Annotated in this window: 14 protein-coding genes; 7 read left to right on the forward strand and 7 right to left on the reverse strand. The window is 63.0% G+C overall.

Annotated elements, in window-relative coordinates:
* Positions 1-370 precede the first annotated feature (370 nt).
* The 5 genes from B5G28_RS07445 to B5G28_RS07465 form a co-directional block, all read right to left on the reverse strand.
* Positions 371-1,795, reverse strand: a complete 1,425-nt coding sequence (locus B5G28_RS07445; RefSeq protein WP_087247430.1) for a hypothetical protein — start codon at positions 1,793-1,795, stop codon at positions 371-373.
* On the reverse strand, positions 1,792-2,610 hold the full coding sequence (locus B5G28_RS07450) for a carbohydrate-binding protein (protein ID WP_087247432.1): 819 nt from the start codon (positions 2,608-2,610) through the stop codon (positions 1,792-1,794). The genes B5G28_RS07445 and B5G28_RS07450 overlap by 4 nt, the downstream gene beginning before the upstream one ends.
* A gap of 23 nt (positions 2,611-2,633) precedes the next feature.
* Positions 2,634-4,430 (reverse strand): heparinase II/III family protein, encoded by a 1,797-nt coding sequence (locus tag B5G28_RS07455; RefSeq protein ID WP_087247434.1) that lies wholly within the window; start codon positions 4,428-4,430, stop codon positions 2,634-2,636.
* An 84-nt stretch (positions 4,431-4,514) separates the two neighbouring features.
* Positions 4,515-5,777 (reverse strand): response regulator, encoded by a 1,263-nt coding sequence (locus B5G28_RS07460; RefSeq protein ID WP_087247436.1) that lies wholly within the window; start codon positions 5,775-5,777, stop codon positions 4,515-4,517.
* A complete protein-coding gene (locus tag B5G28_RS07465; RefSeq protein ID WP_242967511.1) occupies positions 5,755-7,569 on the reverse strand; it encodes a histidine kinase in 1,815 nt (604 codons plus the stop codon). Before B5G28_RS07465 ends, B5G28_RS07460 begins: the two co-directional genes overlap by 23 nt.
* A gap of 302 nt (positions 7,570-7,871) precedes the next feature.
* Between B5G28_RS07465 and B5G28_RS07470 the strand changes: the two genes are divergently transcribed.
* From B5G28_RS07470 to B5G28_RS07500, 7 genes are all read left to right on the forward strand, one after another.
* Positions 7,872-9,041 carry an MFS transporter gene (locus B5G28_RS07470; RefSeq protein ID WP_087247438.1) on the forward strand — a complete coding sequence of 390 codons (1,170 nt, stop codon included), beginning with the start codon at positions 7,872-7,874 and terminating at the stop codon, positions 9,039-9,041.
* A 265-nt stretch (positions 9,042-9,306) separates the two neighbouring features.
* The gene (locus B5G28_RS07475; RefSeq protein WP_087247440.1) at positions 9,307-10,623 is read left to right on the forward strand and encodes an extracellular solute-binding protein; all 1,317 of its coding nucleotides are present in this window, start codon (positions 9,307-9,309) and stop codon (positions 10,621-10,623) included.
* 98 nt (positions 10,624-10,721) lie between these two features.
* Entirely contained in the window at positions 10,722-11,651 is a 930-nt protein-coding gene (locus B5G28_RS07480) for a sugar ABC transporter permease (RefSeq protein WP_087247442.1), read from the forward strand.
* 15 nt (positions 11,652-11,666) lie between these two features.
* Entirely contained in the window at positions 11,667-12,527 is an 861-nt protein-coding gene (locus B5G28_RS07485) for a carbohydrate ABC transporter permease (RefSeq protein WP_087247444.1), read from the forward strand.
* Between the two features lie 158 nt (positions 12,528-12,685).
* A complete protein-coding gene (locus B5G28_RS07490) occupies positions 12,686-13,846 on the forward strand; it encodes a glycoside hydrolase family 88 protein (protein WP_087247446.1) in 1,161 nt (386 codons plus the stop codon).
* A 99-nt stretch (positions 13,847-13,945) separates the two neighbouring features.
* A complete protein-coding gene (gene uidA / locus B5G28_RS07495; protein ID WP_087247448.1) occupies positions 13,946-15,742 on the forward strand; it encodes a beta-glucuronidase in 1,797 nt (598 codons plus the stop codon).
* Between the two features lie 14 nt (positions 15,743-15,756).
* The gene (locus B5G28_RS07500; RefSeq protein WP_087247450.1) at positions 15,757-17,442 is read left to right on the forward strand and encodes a DUF2264 domain-containing protein; all 1,686 of its coding nucleotides are present in this window, start codon (positions 15,757-15,759) and stop codon (positions 17,440-17,442) included.
* A 344-nt stretch (positions 17,443-17,786) separates the two neighbouring features.
* Here the strand turns inward: B5G28_RS07500 and B5G28_RS07505 are convergent, their stop codons facing one another.
* Positions 17,787-18,989 carry an ATP-grasp domain-containing protein gene (locus B5G28_RS07505; protein WP_087247452.1) on the reverse strand — a complete coding sequence of 401 codons (1,203 nt, stop codon included), beginning with the start codon at positions 18,987-18,989 and terminating at the stop codon, positions 17,787-17,789.
* A 127-nt stretch (positions 18,990-19,116) separates the two neighbouring features.
* Complete coding sequence (locus B5G28_RS07510; RefSeq protein WP_087247454.1) at positions 19,117-19,869, reverse strand: alpha/beta hydrolase-fold protein; 753 nt, start codon at positions 19,867-19,869, stop codon at positions 19,117-19,119.
* Positions 19,870-19,873 lie beyond the last annotated feature (4 nt).

The raw sequence follows: 19,873 nt of genomic DNA on the forward strand, positions 1-19,873 counted from the left end.
TTCTCGTGTTCCTGAATGTGCCTGTATTTTCTTGGCATAGCAAAGACCTCCTATGGTAGTTTTATTCTACCACAGGAGGCCTTCTTTTTTCACTGTCTACTTTTACTGGGGCGGTTCAGGGATGCAGGGGTGTTTTTTGTCTGTGTTTAGACTGGCGGGGGCAAATTTTCCACCAGTGCACAAAATCTCGGTGGAAAATCTGCCGGCCGAAACGCCGCAAGAGGAGCGGCCCGGGCGGACCTCCCCTCTTTTACGCGTGTGATTTTCGGAGAATGGGGTCAGGGGCTTGTTTCCTGACCGCGGCTTTATGATACCGCCGCGGCGGGGCAAATACAATCCCTTTTCCGCCCAAAATCATCAAGAAACCGACTTACGAGGCCGGATGGGTCAGCAGGTCCCACAGCCCGTCCGAGCTGTCCAGCACCGCGATCTGATAGTCGGCAAAGAGCTCCTGCACCGACTGACTGGTGGAGCCGTCGGCGGAGGTGTCGTAGCTGCCCAGATCGGCGCCGGCCAGGGCGGGAACGTCGGTCCAGGGGATGAGCTGTCCGGCCCAGTCGCTGCCCAAAGCCTCGCTCAGGGCGCCGTAGGCCTCCTCAAAGCCCTGGGGATCGGCCAGAATCCAGATGCCGCTGTCCCCGTTGGACAGGTCGGTGTTCATCCGGGTGGCGCCCGCCATCTGGCTGTTCATGTCGGTGAGGGAGGCGTCGGCGCTCCAGGTGTAGACGTTGAGGCTCACCACCACCGCCCCGTCCCCGTTGCGGTCCACGCCGTAGCTCTCCAGCACCTGCTGGAGCTGGAGGGCGGAGGAATCGGGCAGGGTGTCGGGAGTGACCACCGCCACGTTGTAGTCGGGGTCAATGGTGGTGGTCAGGCCGTGAACCACATAGATCACCGCCACCACCAGCACCGCCGCAGCCGCCACCAGGCCCCAGTTGTAGTACCACCAGTTGGCCCGGGCCCGGGCTTTTTTCTGCTTTTCGGTCATGAGGGGACCTTCCTCCTCGTCGTCGGCCGAGGGGGCGTGCTCCACGTCCAGGTCATAGATCTCCCGCAGCACCGGGAAGAAAATCTGCATGGCCACCAGCACCGGCAGCCAGAAGCCAAACAGCATGGCCCACAGGGTGCTGATGGGAAAAAACAGGATCAGGACCGCCACCCCCGCAAAGATGACGGCGCTGCCCCCCAGGGCCCGCCCGGGGGCATAGAGCATCATGTGTCCGGCGGTGCGCAGCAGGCTGCCCAGAGAGGTCTCCCCGGCGGGGGCGGCGGTCAGAGCCGCCACCGTCAGGCTGCCCGCCACCGCCAGCACCAGCATATCAAAGCCCAGGAACACCAGAATGGCGCTGCCGGGGGACTGGCCCGACTCCATCACCTCGAACAGGAAGGCCCAGACAAAGGACAGGGCCCCCAGCAGGGTGATGAGGATGGCGCCCACAGGCAGGGCGGCCTTCCACTTGGCGGAGATGGTCTGGCCCATCCGGGGCAGCCAGGGGGACGGATCATTGCACAGGCTGCGGAGGGCGCAGTCGGCCATCACCAGAAGGCCGATGCCGGCCAGCATGCCGCCCAGCAGGCCCGCCAGAAGGGTCAGGGGGACGTTCAGCAGGATGATGCCCAGAGACACCCCCAGCGCCGCCGGCAGCACCAGGGCGCAGACCAGAAAGTTGGTGGCGATCAGCTGGCCGAAGTCCCGGCCCAGAATCTGGAAGAACCGGGCCAGGCCCTTTTTCTCGGGCTCGTTGGGGTTTACGCCCCGGCCGTTGCCGCCGTAGAATGCGTCAAACCAGCTCATGCCTGCGCCTCCCCGCCCTCGGCGCCGGCCTCATAGCCCCAGGCCTCGATCTGGGTCAGGGCCGGGAAGGGCGACGGACCCTCGGCCTGGATCAGCTCGCTGAGCACCAGGCTGCGGACCCGGCGGGGCGGGAAGGTAATGCTCTGGGGTTTGGCGCTCTTGACCAGAGGGATTTCCAGCCGGGAACCGTCCGAGAAGGTGACGGTGGCCCGAATCCAGTAGTTGTCATGGGGGAAGTCGGCCCGCTCGGTGATCCGCAGCTCGTCCAGCACCACTTCCCGGCCAAAGTCCAGGGTCAGGGCCGCGTTGGGGTCCCGGTTGATGCCCCAGCTCTGGTAGGGATATTCCCCGTGGGAGCTGTTCTCAAAGATGCCATCGATGGCGTTGCGGGCGGCAAACACCGCCTCGCCGCGGGTCTCCACGTTGGCCGAAGCATGGGGATAAAAACCGGTGTCCCCGTGCTCATCGTAGCAGTTGAAAGCCAGATTCCGGCGGACGGCCAGCTCCTCGGGCCGGGCCAGCCGGGCCCGGATCAGATGCCGGTTGCCCTGGAAGCTCTTGGGGGAATAGGTGATGGCCTGCTCCCCAAAGGGAATGTGGAAGTTGATCTCCCGGTTGACCACATACACCAGGGCCGGGTCCATGGTATCCTCCAGCTGGATGACGCAGAACTGGCCCGGGTGATCGATCTCCAATGCGATGCGGTCGCCGGGCTGGTAGGCGTTGGTGTAGACCAGAGATACCTCCTGATCGGCCCGGCAGGTCATCAGGGTATGGCCCGTCTGGTTCAGGACTTTCAGCTTGATGGTTTCCATGACAAAAACTCCTTTTCCTCTGCTCAGTTCAAATGTAAGATCAGCTTATTGTAGAAATACATGCTGATTTTCCAAATGGTATCAGGCCAGGCGGTCCGCAGCCGGGGATCGGTCACCGGCACCGGCTGGACCGTCAGCTCCACCCCGCTGCCGGGCTGGATCAGGCCCAGGCCCTCCAGGCTCAGGCCGCTGCCCCAGAGCTGGGGATGCAGCTGGGTCATGAGGGTCAGCTCCACTTCCCCGGGCCAGTCGGTCTCGTCCACCAGGGTGATTCCCTCGGGGGTAACCGACACCGTCCGCCGGTAATGGCTCAGCCCCTGGATGGGGGGATAGGCCCCCGACAACTCGGCCGAAATGCTCCCCTCCCCGATCTGAATGTCCCGGGCGGCGTACTCTGCGCCGGGCAGCTGCATCACCCCGTCAAAGGTGGGCAGGTTGTGCCAGCCGCTCTGCATGGTCCAGATCTCGTACCGCTGGGGGCTGAAGGTCTTGCGGGTGTAGCTCTCCACCCCAATGTCAATCAGGAAGGGCCGCCCGTCCTTGTAGACGGTGATGCTGCCGGTGTCGTTGTGGTTATGGCTGTCCCCGTTGGAGCCCATCTTGGCACCCAGAACCCAGCTGCCCCGCCGGGCGGCAAAGACTCCCACGCTGGGGTACCACACGTCCCCGGCGGGGGCGGCGGTGTCGGGATGGCTTTCCAGCTCCCGCTGGGTGAAGGCGGTGAGAAGCCGGTACCACAGGTTGATCCGGCTGCTGGCGTCCTGGGCGGTGAGGTGGTCGGGGTCCGGGTCGGCCCGGAAATCCGACGCCGCCAGGGCTGCCAGAGAGGGGCTGTCCACCGCCTTGGCAAAGAGATATTCCCGGGCGCCGCAGCGGCCCGCCAGAGGGCTGCAGTCCCCGAAATTCAGGTAATAGGGCCCGTCCACATGGACGTTCAGGATGTACTCGGCAATGTTGCAGATTTTCTCCTCCCGGAACAGGGGCCCGAAGGCCTCGGGGGCGGCGCTGGACAGGATGTGCAGGGCGCCCCAGAGGGTCAAACCGGCGTGGCGGTAATATTGGGCGCCCTCGTTGCAGCAGCCGTCGGGGCCGTAGTCCTTCAAAAAGCAGTCCAGGCTGTAGGCGGCCTGACGGACGGCGGCCCGGCGCTCCTCCTGGCTGACGTCGGGCAGCAGGAAGAAGCAGAGCAGCACATTCTGGGTGCACCAGCTGGTCCAGTTGCACATGGGCTCATTGCCGTTGCCCATCCACCAGAAGTGATCCTGCAGGTAAGGGGTCAGAATCCGGTCCCGGACCTCCTGTTCGATGCGGGTGGTGAGGCCGGGATAGGCTTTTTCCAGCTCAGGCCCCAGCAAAAAGTGGACGGTGGCCAGCAGGGCTCCGGCCTCGGCCGCAAACAGGTCGATGAGGGGCCGGGCGGTGTCGGGCAGGGGCAGCTGGGGGGTGTCCCGGACGTAGGAGTTGTGGGCCGGCAGCTGCCAGGCGCTCTCCTCGCAGATGGCCCAAATGGTGTCGGCGATGGCGTCCAGATAGCGGCCCCGGTACTCCACACACTCGGCGCAGACCAGGGCGCACAGCCGGGCCCGGCGGGAGAAGGTGGCCTCCTCCCAGTCGGCCCGCCGTCCGCTGCGGATAAAGTCCAGCCAGAGGGTCAGGGGCATGGGGGCAATGGACCGGGCCGCCTCGGCCTCGCCGGCGTCCAGAAGGCGCTGGCGGGCGGTGTCGGGCAGGGATTCCCAGCCGGCCCGCTGACAGGCCGGAGGGCAGGGCCGGAAGGCGGGCAGCACCGCCGGCAGAAGGGGTAGTCTTTCGGTAAACATGGAACATCTCCTATCATGGATGACAGACAAGGAAACAGAGCGGACAACGCCCCTCTCCCCTGCGCCCGGTGACGGCGCGGGGCGCTACAGTTTCTGCTGGTATTCCCGGGGGCTGAGGCCGGTGGCCTTTTTAAAGACCTTGGAGAAGTAGAAGGAGCTCTCAAAACCCAGTTCCTCGGCGATCTCGTAGATCTTTTTATCCCCTTTTTCCAGCATTTCCTTGGCGGCAGCCACCCGGGCCTCGGTGATGTACTCCACAAAGCCGCCGCCGTACTTGCCGAACAGCTGGCTGAGGTAGCCGGGGGAAAAGCTGAACACGGCGGCAACGTCCGCCAGGGTCAGTTTTTCGGACAGATGGTCCCGGATGTAGGCCTTGACCTGGGCAACGGTCTGCAGCTTGGATGCGCTGGCGTCGCTGTCCATGTCCTCGGCAAAGAGGATGGGTTCGCTGTCCGACAAAAGAAGCCGGAGGGTATCCAGCTCGCGGCAGCGGCGGGGCAGGCCCAGCGGTGCAGCGGCGGGCCGCCCCACGGCCCACAGGAGCCGGGCGGAAAAGTAATTGTAGAGAATCTGGCTGGCCTTTTTCAGCAGCGGCTCCAGAAAGGCCTTCACGTCCCGGCTTTGTTCCTCGGTGAGGCTGAACAGGGCGCTGAAATGCAGCACGTCGGTGCCGGTGGCGTGGACCGGCAGATAGTTCTGGAGGGTGGTTTCCAGCATCCGGCAGCAGGCCAGATTCAGCTTGAGCTGCTGCTCGGTGGTCATGGCGGCGTTGGCGGGCAGAATCTCGCCCCAGGCCGCAATCAGACAGGGCTGGTCCAGATGCAGGTCCAGCCCCTTCATCTCCTGCTGCAGATGGGCTTCGTCGGGGATCAGGCCCGCATACAGCCGGATCAAAAACCGGTCCTGCAGGGTCCGCAGCCCTTCCTCCATCTCGCTTTTGCTGGGCATCTGGCCGGTGAGGGCCCGCTCTTTCTTCACCTTTTCGCTGGCCCGCTCCAGCGCGCCGCACAGGCTGGTGGGGGTCAGGTCCATCTTGACCAGATAGTCCACCACCCCGGCCTCAATGGCCCGCCGGGCATAGCTGAAATCCTCCGAGCTGGTGAGCATGATGAACACCGGCAGAGGGCCTTTTTCGTGACAGGTATGGGCCAGAGACAGCCCGTCCATCACCGGCATCTTGACGTCGGCGATGACGATGTCGGGCTTTTCCCGCTCGATGGCTTCCAGGGCCAGTTTGCCGTTGCGGGCGGTGCCGCAGATGGTGTAGCCCTGCTTTTCCCATTCCAGCATCCCCTGCAGGCCGATCAGGACCAGGGGCTCGTCGTCAGCCAGTAGGATCCGCAGCATGGGTCGTTTCTCCTTCCTCTTTGGGGTGATAGGGCAGGCGGATGGTCACCGCCGTGCCCACGTCGGGTTCGCTCTCCACCGTCAGGCCGTAGTTTCTGCCGAAGGAGTATTGCAGCCGCCGGTGGACGTTCCACAGGCCCACATGGCGGATTTTGTCCTGGGCGGCGGCCTGGTCGGAGGGCTCGTCCAGCAGATGGGCCACCTGTTCCGGGGGCATTCCCACCCCGTCGTCGGTCATGGTGACCAGAACATCCCCGTTGTCGGGGCTGATGTGAATTTCAATCAGTACGCTGCCAAAGCCGCCCTTGGGCTCCAGACCGTGAAAGATGGCGTTTTCCGCCAGGGGCTGGAGGGTGAACCGGGGGATCATGCAGTCCCGGCAGATGGCTTCGTTGTCGATGTGGGACACCTCAATCTGCAGATCCCCGCCATAGCGGTACTGCTGGATGGTGAAATAATCGTTCAGCAGGGCCAGCTCGTCCTGGAGCGGCACCAGTTTTTCGGTGCTCTTGGAGACGCTCTTGGTGAGCCGGGCGAAGGCGGTGACCATCTCGGCGATGCCGGTGGCGTTCTGGATGGTGGCCATCCACCGGATGGAGTTGAGGGTGTTGTAGATGAAATGGGGGTTGATCTCGGTTTGCAGCATCTGGTATTCCAGGTCCTGCTTCCGCTTTTGATCTTCCAGGCGGCGGGCCAGCAGGCCCTCCACATTGCCGGCCAGATGGTTGATGCCCCGGCCGATGTCGCCCAGCTCGTTGGACCACTCGATGGAGTGGTCAATGGTGAAATTGCCCTCGCTGATCCGGTCCAGACGCTGGCGGAGGGCCGCCACCGGCCGGGTGATGACCGAATCCAGCCACCGCAGCAGCAAAGCGTCCATCAGCCACAGCAGCAGAATGCCCAGGCCGATCAGGAGCAGGTAAATCATCCGCTGGTTCAGGAAGGTGCTCTCGGGGAACAGCTGAATCAGCTGGGCGTCCCAGCCATCCAGAGGCGCCACCACCGACAGAAACGCCCGGTTGTTCCGCATGACGCGGAATACCTGGGTGTCGGGGCTGGCCAGGCCGGCGGCCCGGTAGGGCTCGGTGTCCAGGCCGTGTTCCACCGGGGTGAGGATGTGGCCGTCCATCCGCCAGAGCTGACCCCCCATTTGCCAGTAGAGGACGCCCCCCTCAGGCATGATGTAGTCGTCGGCGGCGCTGGTGATGACGGCGGTGTCCAGGCCCAGATAAATCCACCCGATGGAGTGGGTCTCGGTGCTGGGGCGAATCTGCTGGCGCAGCACCAGACAGGTGGGGTGGGAAGGCAGCAGGGGGTCCAGGGCAAAGGTGAGCCGGTTCTCCGGGCCCAGGAACATGGTCAAAGTGCCGGCGTTGAGGCCGGCGGAACTGGTCAGGTTGCCCAGCTGAAGAAACCGGTCGGTGCCGTTGGTGACGAAAAACCGGGTGATCTGGGTCTGGATGGGACTGGACAGATACCGGTCGGAAAAGGTGTCGTAAGCGGAGGTGGTGAGCTGGCCGGTCATCTCGGTGGTGGTGAGATAGCGGCGGAGGGTGCTGTCGGTGGATGCCCAGTTCAGCAGGTTGTCGGCGTTGTTCAGTTTGGCCTCCACCGAGGTGGCCATCTGCATCAGGTTGAATTCCACCGAGCGCAGGGTGTTGCTGCGGATATAGGAGTCGGACAGAGCAAACAGCACGATGCCCAGCAGCAGGCTCACCACCGCGGTGAACATCTGGGTGCCCAGGACAATCTGGCGCCGCAGGGTCATTCTGCGGATGAAATCGAAGCTCATGGCCCTCCCCCTTTCCGGCCTGCGCAGCGGTGCGCGATTTAGGATACAACACTTATAAAGTAACGTTTTTTGGGTGGATTGTCAACCGTCCGCCGCCGCTTGTGCAGACGGGCCTTTTGTGTTATACTGGCCTTACTTTACCAGCCTGTGAAAGGAACTGCTGCAAGATGAAACGGTTGACTCGTCCTTAAACACATCCAAACCGTCCGGTGTGCCCCGTTCAGGGGTACGCCCTGGGGCGTGCTGTGCCCTGCCCCGGGAAAACGCTGTTTTTCTGAACGTTTGATGTGAGGTACGAGAAAATGAAATCGTTTATCTGCCCAGGCCGTCCGCTGGACGGTCTGACGGTCATGTCCTTTTTGAACGGGCTGGTCTTTTTTGGCCCTGTTTCCCTGCTGGTGCGCACCACCGCAGGGGTGAGCGTCAGCCAGTTCTTTCTGCTGCAGGCGGCCTTGTCCCTGGCGGTCCTGCTGGGCGAGGTGCCCTCGGGCCGCCTCACCGACCGGATCGGCTGCCGCCGGTCCATCCTGCTGTATGAGTTTCTGTTTGTGATGGCCCGGGTGCTGCTGCTGACGGCCTTTCTCACCCGGTCCCTGCCCTTGTTCTGGCTGGAAGCCATGGTGGAAGGAGCGGCCCTCAGCTTTGAGTCGGGCACCCTCAGCGCCTATCTCTACGGCACCCTGCCGCCGGAACGGTATCTGACCAGCACCGCCCGGGTGCGGAACCTGGAAACTGCCGGCTTTGTGGTCAGCACCCTGTGCTATGCGGGCCTGTACGCTGTGGGAGGCATTCCCGTCCTGCTGGCGGCCAGCGCCCTCACCAGTTTTCTGGCCTGGCTGGCCTCCTTTTCCCTGCCGCCGCTGCCGGTGCAGCGCCGCCCGCCCCGGACCGAAACCGCACCCCGGCCCGGCCTGGCCCATATGGTGCTGACCCGGCGGGCCCTGGCCCTGATTGCCGCCCTGGCGGCCTTGAACATGGGTCAGATTCTGGTGAATTTCTTCTACGCCGACAAGCTGCTGGCCTGCGGGGCCCGGGCCGAATGGCTTACGGCCATCATTCTGGGGTATTCGGTGATTCAGATGCTGTCGGGGCCGCTGCTGGACCGGCTCAAGCCGGAACACACCCTGCAGGCCCTGGCGGGGCTGTTTGTGCTGGCGGGGGCCGGCATGGCGGTTCTGGGCCTCATCGACCGGACCCTCCCGGCGGTGGCCCTGATGCTGACTCTGCCCTTGCTGCTGCGGATGCCCGGCTGCATCCTGGAAAAATTCCAGAACAACCTGGTGGACGCCGCCGGCCAGGAGGAACGCCGGGCCGAAGCCCTCTCGCTGTTCAATATGAGCGGCAGCGTCTTTGAGGTGATGTTCCTGGTGGGGTCCTCGGCGGTGGCCGCCGCGGGCCCGGCGGCCTGCTTTGGGGCGGCGGGGCTGCTGCTGGCGGCATCCGGCTGGGCAGCGTATAAAATCCTGTCCTGAGCGCCGGAGGACCCTTGTATATATAGTACTGAAAAAATCGAATACAGCAACAAATTTTTGTGAAAAAATGGATTAATTGCATCTTTGAGTTTAAGATATTGCATCTTTTCTGGAAAAAATAAAAAAATTACAGACGCTTTTTTGGATTTTCCATTCCGAAAAGGGACAGGCGGGCTTATAGTATAAACAAGGAAAGCGGACCCGCCGACACGGGGCGGGACGCTGCATCGAAGAAGAAAGAGAAGATTTCCAGGAGGCAAAGATCATGAGAAAGATTTCCCGCCGTTCGTTCCTGCAGGCCGCCGCTGTGGTGGCCGGCACCACCGCTCTGGCCGCCTGCGGCAGCTCCAGCTCCAGCTCCACCGCCGCATCCACTGCTGCATCCACCGTTTCGTCTGCTGCCGAAGGCACCACCAACCTGGTCTGGACCATCTGGGATCTGGAGTCCACCGCTTACTGGAAGGCCATGGCTGACGGCTACATGGCTACCCACCCCAACGTCACCATCGAGATGCTGGACCTGGGCTCCACCGATTACATGACCGTTCTGGCAACCCAGCTGGCCGGCGGCGCCGACATCGACGTCCTGAGCATCAAGGACATCCCCGGCTACGCCAACCTGATCAACCTGGATTACCTGGCACCCATGAACGACGTGCTGACCCGTGACACCGCTGACTTCAACGGCACCATCGAGCAGCTGACCACCGACGACGGCAACTTCTACGCCGTTCCCTTCCGCAATGACTTCTGGGTCCTGTTCTACAACAAGGATCTGTTCGACGCCGCCGGCGTTCCCTATCCCGCCAACGACCTGCCCATGGAGGAGTACGACGCTCTGGCCCGTCAGATGACCAGCGGCGAGGGCGACGCCAAGGTTTACGGCTGCCACTACCACACCTGGCGCTCCTGCGTGTCCCTGTTCTCCATCCTGGACGGCGAGAACACCATCGTGGACGGCACCTATGACTTCATGAAGCCCACCTACGACCTGGTCCTGGCTCAGCAGAACGACGGCATCTGCATGGACTACGGCTACCTGAAGACCTCCTCCCTGCACTACTCGGCTGCTTTCGAGAACCAGCAGTGCGCTCTGCTGCCCATGGGCAGCTGGTTCATCGCCACCCTGCAGACCTACATGGCCGAGGCCGAGACTCCGTTCAACTGGGGCATGGTCAAGTATCCTCACCCCGCCAACGCTCCTGCCGGCTCCACCCTGGGCACCGTGACCTCTCTGGCCATCAACGTGGATTCCACCAAGGCTGAGGCTGCTGCCGACTTCATCAACTGGTGTGTCTCGGATGAGGGCGCCAAGGTCATCGCTGAGACCGGCACCTTCCCCGCCTGCGGCTCCGAGGAGACCAACGCCATCATCCGCGCCACCGAGGGCTTCCCTGCCGACGACGCTTCCGCCGAGGCTCTGAACACCGTGGCCGTCTACCTGGAGATGCCCTACACCCAGTATGCTTCCGATATTGAGACCATCCTCAACACCGAGCACGACGCCATCATGACCCTGAGCGAGACCGTCGACGAAGGCATTCAGAACATGAATGATCAGGTCTCGGTCATCCTGGCCTAATTTCTCGCTGAGCGCCCTATCTTTTGTACCGGCGCGGGGCGGGCTGCCTGCCCGCCCCGCTTTTTTGTGAGGATTGTTTGGAAAGGAGGAGTTTCCCTATGGCAAATCCTGCCGCGTCAACCGTCAAGGCGGATAAGCCTCCCCGCAAGGCCCTGAAGAAATCGGTTCGGGACACCCTGACCGCTTACACCTTCATTGCCCCCAACTTCATCGGTTTCTGCGTGTTCACTCTGGTGCCGATGGTGTTCGCCATCGCCCTGGCCTTCTGCTCCTGGGACGGCCGCCACGCCATTGAGTTTGTGGGCCTGAGCAACTTCATCAAGCTGTTCAAGACCGACAAGATCTTCCAGGCCGCCCTGGTGAACACCATCGTCTACGTTCTGGGCACGGTGCCCCTGACCCTGGTGTGCAGCCTGGCCATGGCGGTCCTGCTGAACCAGAATGTCCGCCTGCGCAACTTCTTCCGCACGGTGGCCTTCTTCCCCTACGTCGCATCGCTGGTGGCGGTGGCTGCGGTCTGGAACATGATTTTCAACCCTGCCATGGGCCCCATCAACTCCCTGCTGGCCGCGCTGGGCGTGGAGAACCTGCCCCGCTGGGCCGCCGGCAAAGAGACCGCTATGCTGACCGTCATCCTGTTCAGCGTCTGGAAGAACATGGGCTACTACATGGTCATCTACCTGGCGGGCCTCCAGGGCTGCAACCCTGACCTGAACGAGGCCGCCGAGCTGGACGGCGCCAACCGCTGGCAGCAGTTCTGGCACATCACCCTGCCCCAGCTGCGTCCCACCACCTTCTTCGTGGTCATCATGCTGACCATCTCGGGCTTCAAGGTGTACGACCAGATGTACATGATCACCCAGGGCGGTCCCGGCAACGCCACCATGACCCTGGTGTACTACATCTACAATGTGGCCTTTGTCAACACGCCCAAATACGGCTACGCCAGCGCCATCGCCATGGTTCTGTTTGTCCTGGTGCTGATCGTGACCATCGTCCAGTTCCGCGGCTCCCGCGGCGAAAACTGAGAAAGGAGGAGCACCATGGCTGTATCTGCAATCAAAGATCATGCCTCCCAGAAGCGGCGCAACGCCATCATGCGGTTCATGATCTATTTCTTCCTCATCGTCATCACCGCCTTCATGCTGATGCCCTTCCTGTGGATGCTGTCCTCCTCCTTCAAGGAGAACAAGGACGTGTTCGGCTTCCCCATCCAGTGGATTCCCGCCAATCCCCGCTGGCAGAACTATGTGGACATCTGGACTGAGATCCCCCTGCTGACCTTCATCAAGAACACCGCCAAGATCACCATCGTGGTCACCCTGCTGCAGCTGTTCACCTCGTCTTTTGCGGCCTATGCCTTTGCCAAAATGCAGTTCAAGGGCAAGAACGTGCTGTTCCTGGGCTACATCGCCACCATCGCGGTGCCCTGGCAGGCCTACATGGTGCCTCAGTTCATGATGATGAGCTCCTGGGGCCTCAACAACACCCATCTGGCCATTATGTGCCTGCAGGCCTTCAGCGCCTTCGGCGTGTTCCTGATGAAACAGTTCTATGAGGGCGTGCCCAGCGAGCTGTGCGAGGCCGCCCGCATCGACGGCCTGACCGAATACGGCATCTGGTGGCACATCATGCTGCCCCTGAGCCTGCCGGCTCTGTCCACCCTGACCATCTTCACCTTCGTCAACACCTGGAACGACTTCCTGGGACCCCTGATCTACCTGACCCGCACCGAACTGAAGACCATCCAGATCGGCCTGCGCATGTTCATCTCCCAGTACTCGGCTGAGTACGGCCTGATTATGGCCGCCTCGGTGGTGGTGCTGATCCCGGTGCTGATCGTGTTCCTGTCCCTGCAGAAGTACTTCGTCCAGGGCGTGGCTTCCTCGGGCATCAAGGGCTGATCGCTTATCCCAAACTGAATCAGGCTTTTTACAGCCGGCGCCTGCCGGAAAGCAGGCTGGATTCCCATTGTTTCGTGGGCGGGGCCGGGGCTTTTTGCCCGGCCCCGCTTTTTGGTGTATACTGGAACCAAACTTTTTCAAGGAGGCTTTGTCACCTTATGAAAACCTTCCCCAACCGTGTTCTGTCCGACGCCGAGGCCCGGGAGGCCCTGGCCGCGGCCTGCCGTCAGGTGGAGGCCAATCTCCCCCTCTACACCTGGCAGTGCCAGAATCATTCCAGCGTCAACAACATCTACCCCGGCTGCCCCAACAACCAGTGGACCTGCGGCTTCTGGCCGGGCGAAATCTGGCTGGCCTATGAGGCCACCGGCAATGAAGCATTCAAACAGGCGGCCCTGATCCAGGTGGACAGCTTCGCCGACCGCATCCGCCGCAAGGTGGAGGTGGACCACCACGACATGGGCTTTTTGTACAGCCCCACCTGCGTGGCGGCCTGGAAGCTGGTGGGCAGCGAAAAGGGCCGTGACGCTGCCGTGGCGGCCGCCGACCAGCTGCTGACCCGCTATCAGCCCAGCGGCAAATTCCTGCAGGCCTGGGGCACCATGGACGACCCCGACAACTACCGCTACATCATCGACTGCATGCTCAACGTGCCCCTGCTGTACTGGGCCACCGAGACCACCGGCGACGACAAATACCGGGCCATTGCGGCGGCCCACACCGCCACCTGCCTGGCCAACTCCTTCCGGGAGGACGGCAGCACCTACCACACCTTCTACATGAACCCCGACGGCACCCCCAAGGGCGGCCGCACCTGCCAGGGCTACCGGGATGACAGTTTCTGGGCCCGGGGCCAGGCCTGGGGCGTCTACGGCAGCGCCATCGGCTACACCTACACCCACGATGAAAAATTCCTGGATGTGTTCCGCCGGGCTCTGGACTTCTACCTGTCCCGCCTGCCCGAGGACCTGATCCCCTGCTGGGATATGATTTTCGCCCCCGACAGCGGCGAACCCCGCGACTCCTCCTCGGCGGCCATCGTGGCCTGCGGCCTGCTGGAGGCTGCCAAGTATGTGGAGCCTGCCGAGGCCGAGAGCTGGCGGACCCTGGCCCGCCAGATGCTGGCCTCCCTCTACGACCACTACGCCGTCCGCACCGCCACCCTGGGCTCGGGCCAGTTGCTCCACGGCACCTACAGCAAAAAGAGCCCCTACAACACCTGCACCCCCGAAGGCGTGGACGAGTGCACCAGCTGGGGCGATTACTTCTACATGGAGGCCCTCACCCGCCTGACCAAGGATTGGGAGATGTACTGGTAAGAAACGTCCGGGGGAATTCGATTTCCCCCGCTGGGCCCGGGCCGCAGCCACAGAGCATCCGGCCCGGACAGATCATCCGTTTGGATGGGAGGAACAACCATGCTTTATCCTCAGCAGAACGCCGCGCGGCTCACCCTGAGCCTGGACGGCATCTGGAACTTTGCCCTGGACCCCGGCGACCCCGCCGCCCCCAGCCTGGACCCGGCTTCGGCCCTGCCCGGCGCCGAGACGGTGGCGGTGCCCGCCAGCTTCAACGATCAGAAGCCCGACCGCGCCTGGCGGGATCATTACGGCTGGGTGTATTATCAGCGCACCGTCACCCTGCCCCGCAGCTGCGCCGGTCAGCGGGTGGTGCTGCGGTTCGGCTCGGTGACCCACCAGGCCAAGGTCTGGCTGGACGGCCAGCTCATTGCCGAGCACCGGGGCGGCTTTTTGCCCTTTGAGGCCGACGTCACCGGCCGTCTGGCCCCCGGTGCCACCGCCCTGCTGACGGTGGCCGCCGACAACCGGGTGAACCGCAATACCCTGCCGGTGGGCAATGAGCCGGGCGAAATCGCCTTCTTTGGCTCGGACAACGCCGGCATTCCCTCGGTGGAACACGCCAAGGCCAGCGCCAAGCCCATGAACCGCCCCAACTTCGATTTCTTCAACTATGCCGGCATCCAGCGCCCGGTGACCCTCTACACCACCCCCAGGGCCTACATCGCCGACATCACCCTGGTGCCTCACTGCGACGGCCGGGTGGACTACCGGGTGGACACGGTGGGCGAGGGCAGCGTCTCGGTGGAGATTCTGGACCCGGCGGGCAAGCCGGTGGCCTGCACCCAGGGGGCCGCAGGCAGCGTCACGGTGCCCGATCCCCAGCTGTGGGAACCCTGGCCCGGCACCCCTGCCCTCTACACCGCCCGGGTGACCTTTGGGGAGGACTGCTACGACGAGACCTTCGGCATCCGTGAGGTGAAGGTGGAGGGAACCAAACTCCTGCTCAACGGCAGGCCGGTTTACCTTAAGGGCTTCGGCAAGCACGAGGACAGCGCCCTCCATGGCCGCGGCCTCAACCAGGTGGCCAACGTCACCGACCTGCACTATATGCACTGGTTCGGGGCCAACTCCCTGCGCACCAGCCATTACCCCTACGCCGAGGAATTCTACGCTTTGTGCGACCGGGAGGGCATTCTGGTCATTGACGAGACCCCGGCGGTGGGCATCAACGGCGCATCCCGGGACCCCTACAAGAACGATCTCCTGGCCGCCCATCACCGCCAGGTGCTGGACGAGATGATTGCCCGGGACAAGAACCATCCCTGCGTCATCCTGTGGAGCCTGGGCAACGAGCCCGACCTGGAACACTATCCCGAGTCGGCCCTGGAATACTGGCACGCCCTCTATGAGCAGGCCCATGCCCGGGACCCCCAGGACCGCCCCGTCACCCTGGTGTGCTGCCAGAACGACTACACCAAGGACATCACCACCCGCACCATGGACGTGGTCTGCATCAACCGGTACTATGGCTGGTACAACCTGTCGGGCGACCTGGACGCCGCCTGCGCCGGCCTCAACGAGGAACTGGACTTCTGGGCGGGCATGGGCAAGCCGGTGGCCATCACCGAATACGGCGCCGACACCGTCAACGGCCTCCACGACGCCTGCGGCGGAATGTTCAGCGAGGAGTACCAGGCGGAATACTATCAGCGGATGGGGGAAGAATTTGACAAGAGGGATTTCTTCATCGGAGAGATGCCCTGGAACTTCGCCGACTTTGCCACCATTCAGGGCCCCATGCGGGTGGGCGGCAACCGCAAGGGCCTGCTGACCCGGGACCGCCGCCCCAAGCTAGCAGCCCACACCCTGCGCCGCCGCTGGACGGCCATCCCCAACTTTGACTACAAGAAATAAAAGAGGAAACAGCCATGGAACTTTCCACCAAACAGGATTTTCAGGCGCTGATGCACCTGTTTCTTGACCCCCTGAAACCCTATTATTCCGAGGGCAAAGCCCGGCTTCACCTGGGGGAAACCGGCGTGACCTACGGTCAGGCCGCCATCGAGCTGGAGGCCTTCAGCCGGCCTCTGTGGGCTCTGGTGCCCTTCTGGGTGGGAGGCGGTTCCGACCCGGAATTTGAGGAGATCTACCGCCGCGGCCTGGCCGCCGGCTCCGACCCCGAAAACCCCGAGTACTGGGGCGAGTGCGGGGATTACGACCAGTGCTTTGTGGAGATGGCAGCCATCGCCTGCGGCCTGCTGACCGCCCCCGAAAAGCTGTGGGACCCCCTGTCCGACACCGAAAAGCAGAACCTGGCCCGGTGGCTGGAACAGATCAACCACCACGTCATCCCCGAGTGCAACTGGCAGTTTTTCATGATCCTGGTGAACCTGGCCCTGAAAAAGTGCGGGATGCCCTACGACCCCGAGAATCTGGCCCGGGGCCTGGCGCGGATTGACAGCTACTACAGCGGAGACGGCTGGTCCACCGACGGCGCCAGCCCCCAGAAGGACTACTATATCCCCTGGGCCATCCAGTACTACGGCATCCTCTACGCCAAGTTTGCCGCCGACACCGACCCCGAGCGGGCGGCCCTCTACCGCAGCCGGGCCGAACTGTTTGCCAAGCAGTTCATCTACTGGTTTGACGACAACGGCGCAGCCCTGCCCTATGGCCGCAGCCTGAGCTATCGGTTTGCCCAGTGCTGTTTCTGGTCGGCCTGCGTCTGGGCCGGTCTGGAACCCTTCCCCCTGGGCGTCATGAAGGGCCTGATCGCCCGGAACTTCAACTGGTGGCTGAATCAGAAGATGTTCGACCGGGACGGCATCCTGACCATCGGCTACTGCTATCCCCAGATGTATATGGCCGAGCGGTACAACGCCCCCGGCAGCCCCTACTGGGGTATGAAGTGCTTTATCCTGCTGGCCCTGCCCGACGACCATCCCTTCTGGACCGCCGAGGCCCTGCCTGTGCCCCAGCTGGACGCCCTCAAGCCCATGCCCCACGCCAATATGCTGGTGGCCCGCTCGGAGGGCCGTGTGACGGCCTATCCCGCCGGTGTCAACGAGGGCCACGGCCACGGCCAGTTCCCTGAGAAATACGCCAAATTCGCTTACGACACCCGGTTCGGCTTCTGCGCTTCCCGCAGCCGTGAGGTGATCTACCAGGCCGCCCCCGACAGCATGCTGGCCTTTGTCATCGACGACAACGTCTTTGTCCGGAAGGTGTCCATCTCCCACGAAATCCGTGAGGATCGGGTGGTGAGCCGCTGGTCCCCCTTCCCGGGCATCGAGGTGACCACCACCATCCTGCCCACCGCAACCGGCCACATTCGCCGCCATGAGATCGACAGCGCCTACGACTGCGAGGCCTATGACTGCGGCTTTGCGGTGCCCCGGTTTGCCTCCGGCTATCTGGAGTCCACGGCGGACGGCGCGGCCACCGCCCGCAACGCATCGGTGTCCTGCACCGTGTCGGGCAGCGGCGAGGGGACCGTCATCAAATGCGACCCCAACGTCAGCCTGTATTCCACCAACGTCTCCCTGCCGGCGGTGCGGTACGTCATCCCCAAGGGCCACTCCTCCATCGAGACCGAGGTAAAAGCCCAGGCCTGACGAGACAACCCGCCCACCCGCCCTCAGCGGAAGTCCCCCATCCGGCCCTGCGGGCCGCCTTCCCCCTTGGGGAAGGGCGTACCAGAACGCCCCGGTCCGCCCGGCGGCCCCGGAAGGTACCGCACGGTTCAGCGGAGTCCCCCCTCCGTCGCCTTCGGCGACAGCTCCCCCGCTGGGGGAGCCTGCATCCCAAAGGCGCCTGGTCGGATCGGGTGGATTTCAAAAAACAAAAAATATTTTTCCTTTTTTGGCGCCCGCGCAAGCGGGCGCTTTTCGTTTGGGGAAAGACCGGACAACAAAAAATCCCCGGCCCAGAGGGTCGGGGATGAAAGACGGGAAAAGCGTTATTCGGTGGCCAGAACGTCCTTGTAGAACTGGTTCATTTCCTCCTCGGTGGAGAAGGTGGCCACATACATCTGGTTGCCCATGGCGTCGGCCAGCGCGGCGGGAATGCGGTCCACCATCCGCATGTTATTCTGATAGCGCTGCATGATCTGCTCGTGGCTCAGGGCAAAGGGCTTGCCGTCCCGGCGGCCGGCGTAGGCGCAGTAGAAGTGCTGGCCCACCGGCATGTCGGTGCCGCCGAAGGCCACCATATCCGCCCAGATCTTGTAGACGTTGGTGGACCGGGCAAAGTTGATCATGTCGGGGGTAAAGCCGCCGCAGGGCCGCATGTTGACCTCCAGGGCCACAATCTTGCCCTTTTCGCCCATGCTGGCCTGGTCCTCGGTCATGCGGAAGAACTCAAAGTGGACAAACCGGCTCTTGACGCCGAAGCTCTTGACCGCGGCCCGGCCGGCGGCGCGGGTGTCGTCAGGCAGGTCCTTCACAATGTAGTAGATGGAGTTGTCGTTGTTGTTGACGATGTCCATGATGGACATGGGGGTCACGTTGCCCGCCTCAAAGATGGGATTGCCGTGGGCGTCGATGATGGCGTCGTAGCTGTTCACCTCGGCGTGGACAAACTCCTCCATGATATAGGGTGCAAAGGGATGGGCGGCGTACTTGTAGGCCAGGAACTCCTGCAGTTCCCGGTCGGAGGACAGCTTGTAGGTGTCGGAAGCGCCCACGCCGTTGTCCGGCTTGACCACCACAGGATAGCCCACCTCGTCGATGAACTTGCGGCAGCTCTCAAAGTTGTCCACCATGTGATACCGGGCGGTGGTGATGCCGGCCTTCTGGTAGAAGGGCTTCATCTTGCTCTTGTACTTGATGCGGGGAATGTCCTCCAGATGGAAGCCGGTATTGATGTTGAAGTCGGTGCGCAGCCGGGCATCCTGCTCCAGCCAGTACTCGTTGTTGGACTCCAGCCAGTCAATCTTGCCGTACTTGAAGGCAAAGAAGGCCACGGCGCGGTACACCTCGTCGTAGTTCTCCAGGCTGCCCACTTTGTAGTACTCGTTCAGGCTCTCCTTCAGCTCGGGCATCAGTTCGTCGTAGGGCTGGTCGCCGATGCCCAGAACGTTCATCCCGTTGTTCTGCAGCTCATGGCAGAACTGCCAGTAATTGGTGGGGAAATTGGGGGAAATGAAGATGAAATTTTTCATATGGATTCCTCTTTTCACAGTTCAGAACGGCCGGACCCCGGCCGGGGGCGATGTCGGAAAATACCGTTCCCGCCAGGGACGGAAACGGCCGGGCGCCGCAGCCCGTGCCGCCGGACCAGCCGGTCCGTCAGCCCAGCAGATGGGGCATGTAGTAGATCACCTGCTTGTACCACCAGGGCCAGTCGTGGCAGACGTCGCTGCCCCAGATGTCCACCCAGACGGGGATGCCCTTCTGCTCGAAGATCTCCTTCATCCGCCAGGTGGTGGCGGGCTGCTCCCAGTCGCCCTGGCCGCAGCAGACCACCGCCTTTTTGGAGCGGTAATAGTCCATGAAGGGGTGATCGGTGGGGAAATTGGCCATGTAGTCCACCGGCGAGTTGCGGTAGACCACGTCGTCCATATACCCGTCGAAGCCGTAGCTGGCGGTGTAGATGCCGCTGAGGGCCAGGCACCCGTCGAACAGGTCGGGGTGGCGCAGGTAGAGGTTGAGGACGTGGGTGGCGCCCAGGCTGCACCCGAAGGGGATGATGCCGGGCAGGCTGTCCCAGCCGTTTCGCTCGCAGGCGATCCGCTGCAGCATGGGGCAGGCCTCCTGGACGATGTAGTCCAGCCACTGCTCGTAGCGGCGAATCCGCCAATAGGGGTCCCCGGTCTTGTCCGACCAGGTCTCCTTGTCCATGGTGTCGATGGACAGGACCATCAGCTGGCCCGACTCAATCCAGGGGGCCAGGGTGCCGGCCATGTGGTAATTCTCAAAGTCGAAGAACCGCCCGTCCTGGCAGGGGATGAACAGCATGGGCCGCCCGGCATGGCCGTACAGCTTGCACTCCATCTCCCGCCCCAGGGCGGGGCTGTATTCCTTGAAATATTGCGTCTCCATTGCT

The organism is Faecalibacterium sp. An77, assembly GCF_002161315.1.
GTDB lineage: Bacteria > Bacillota > Clostridia > Oscillospirales > Ruminococcaceae > Faecalibacterium.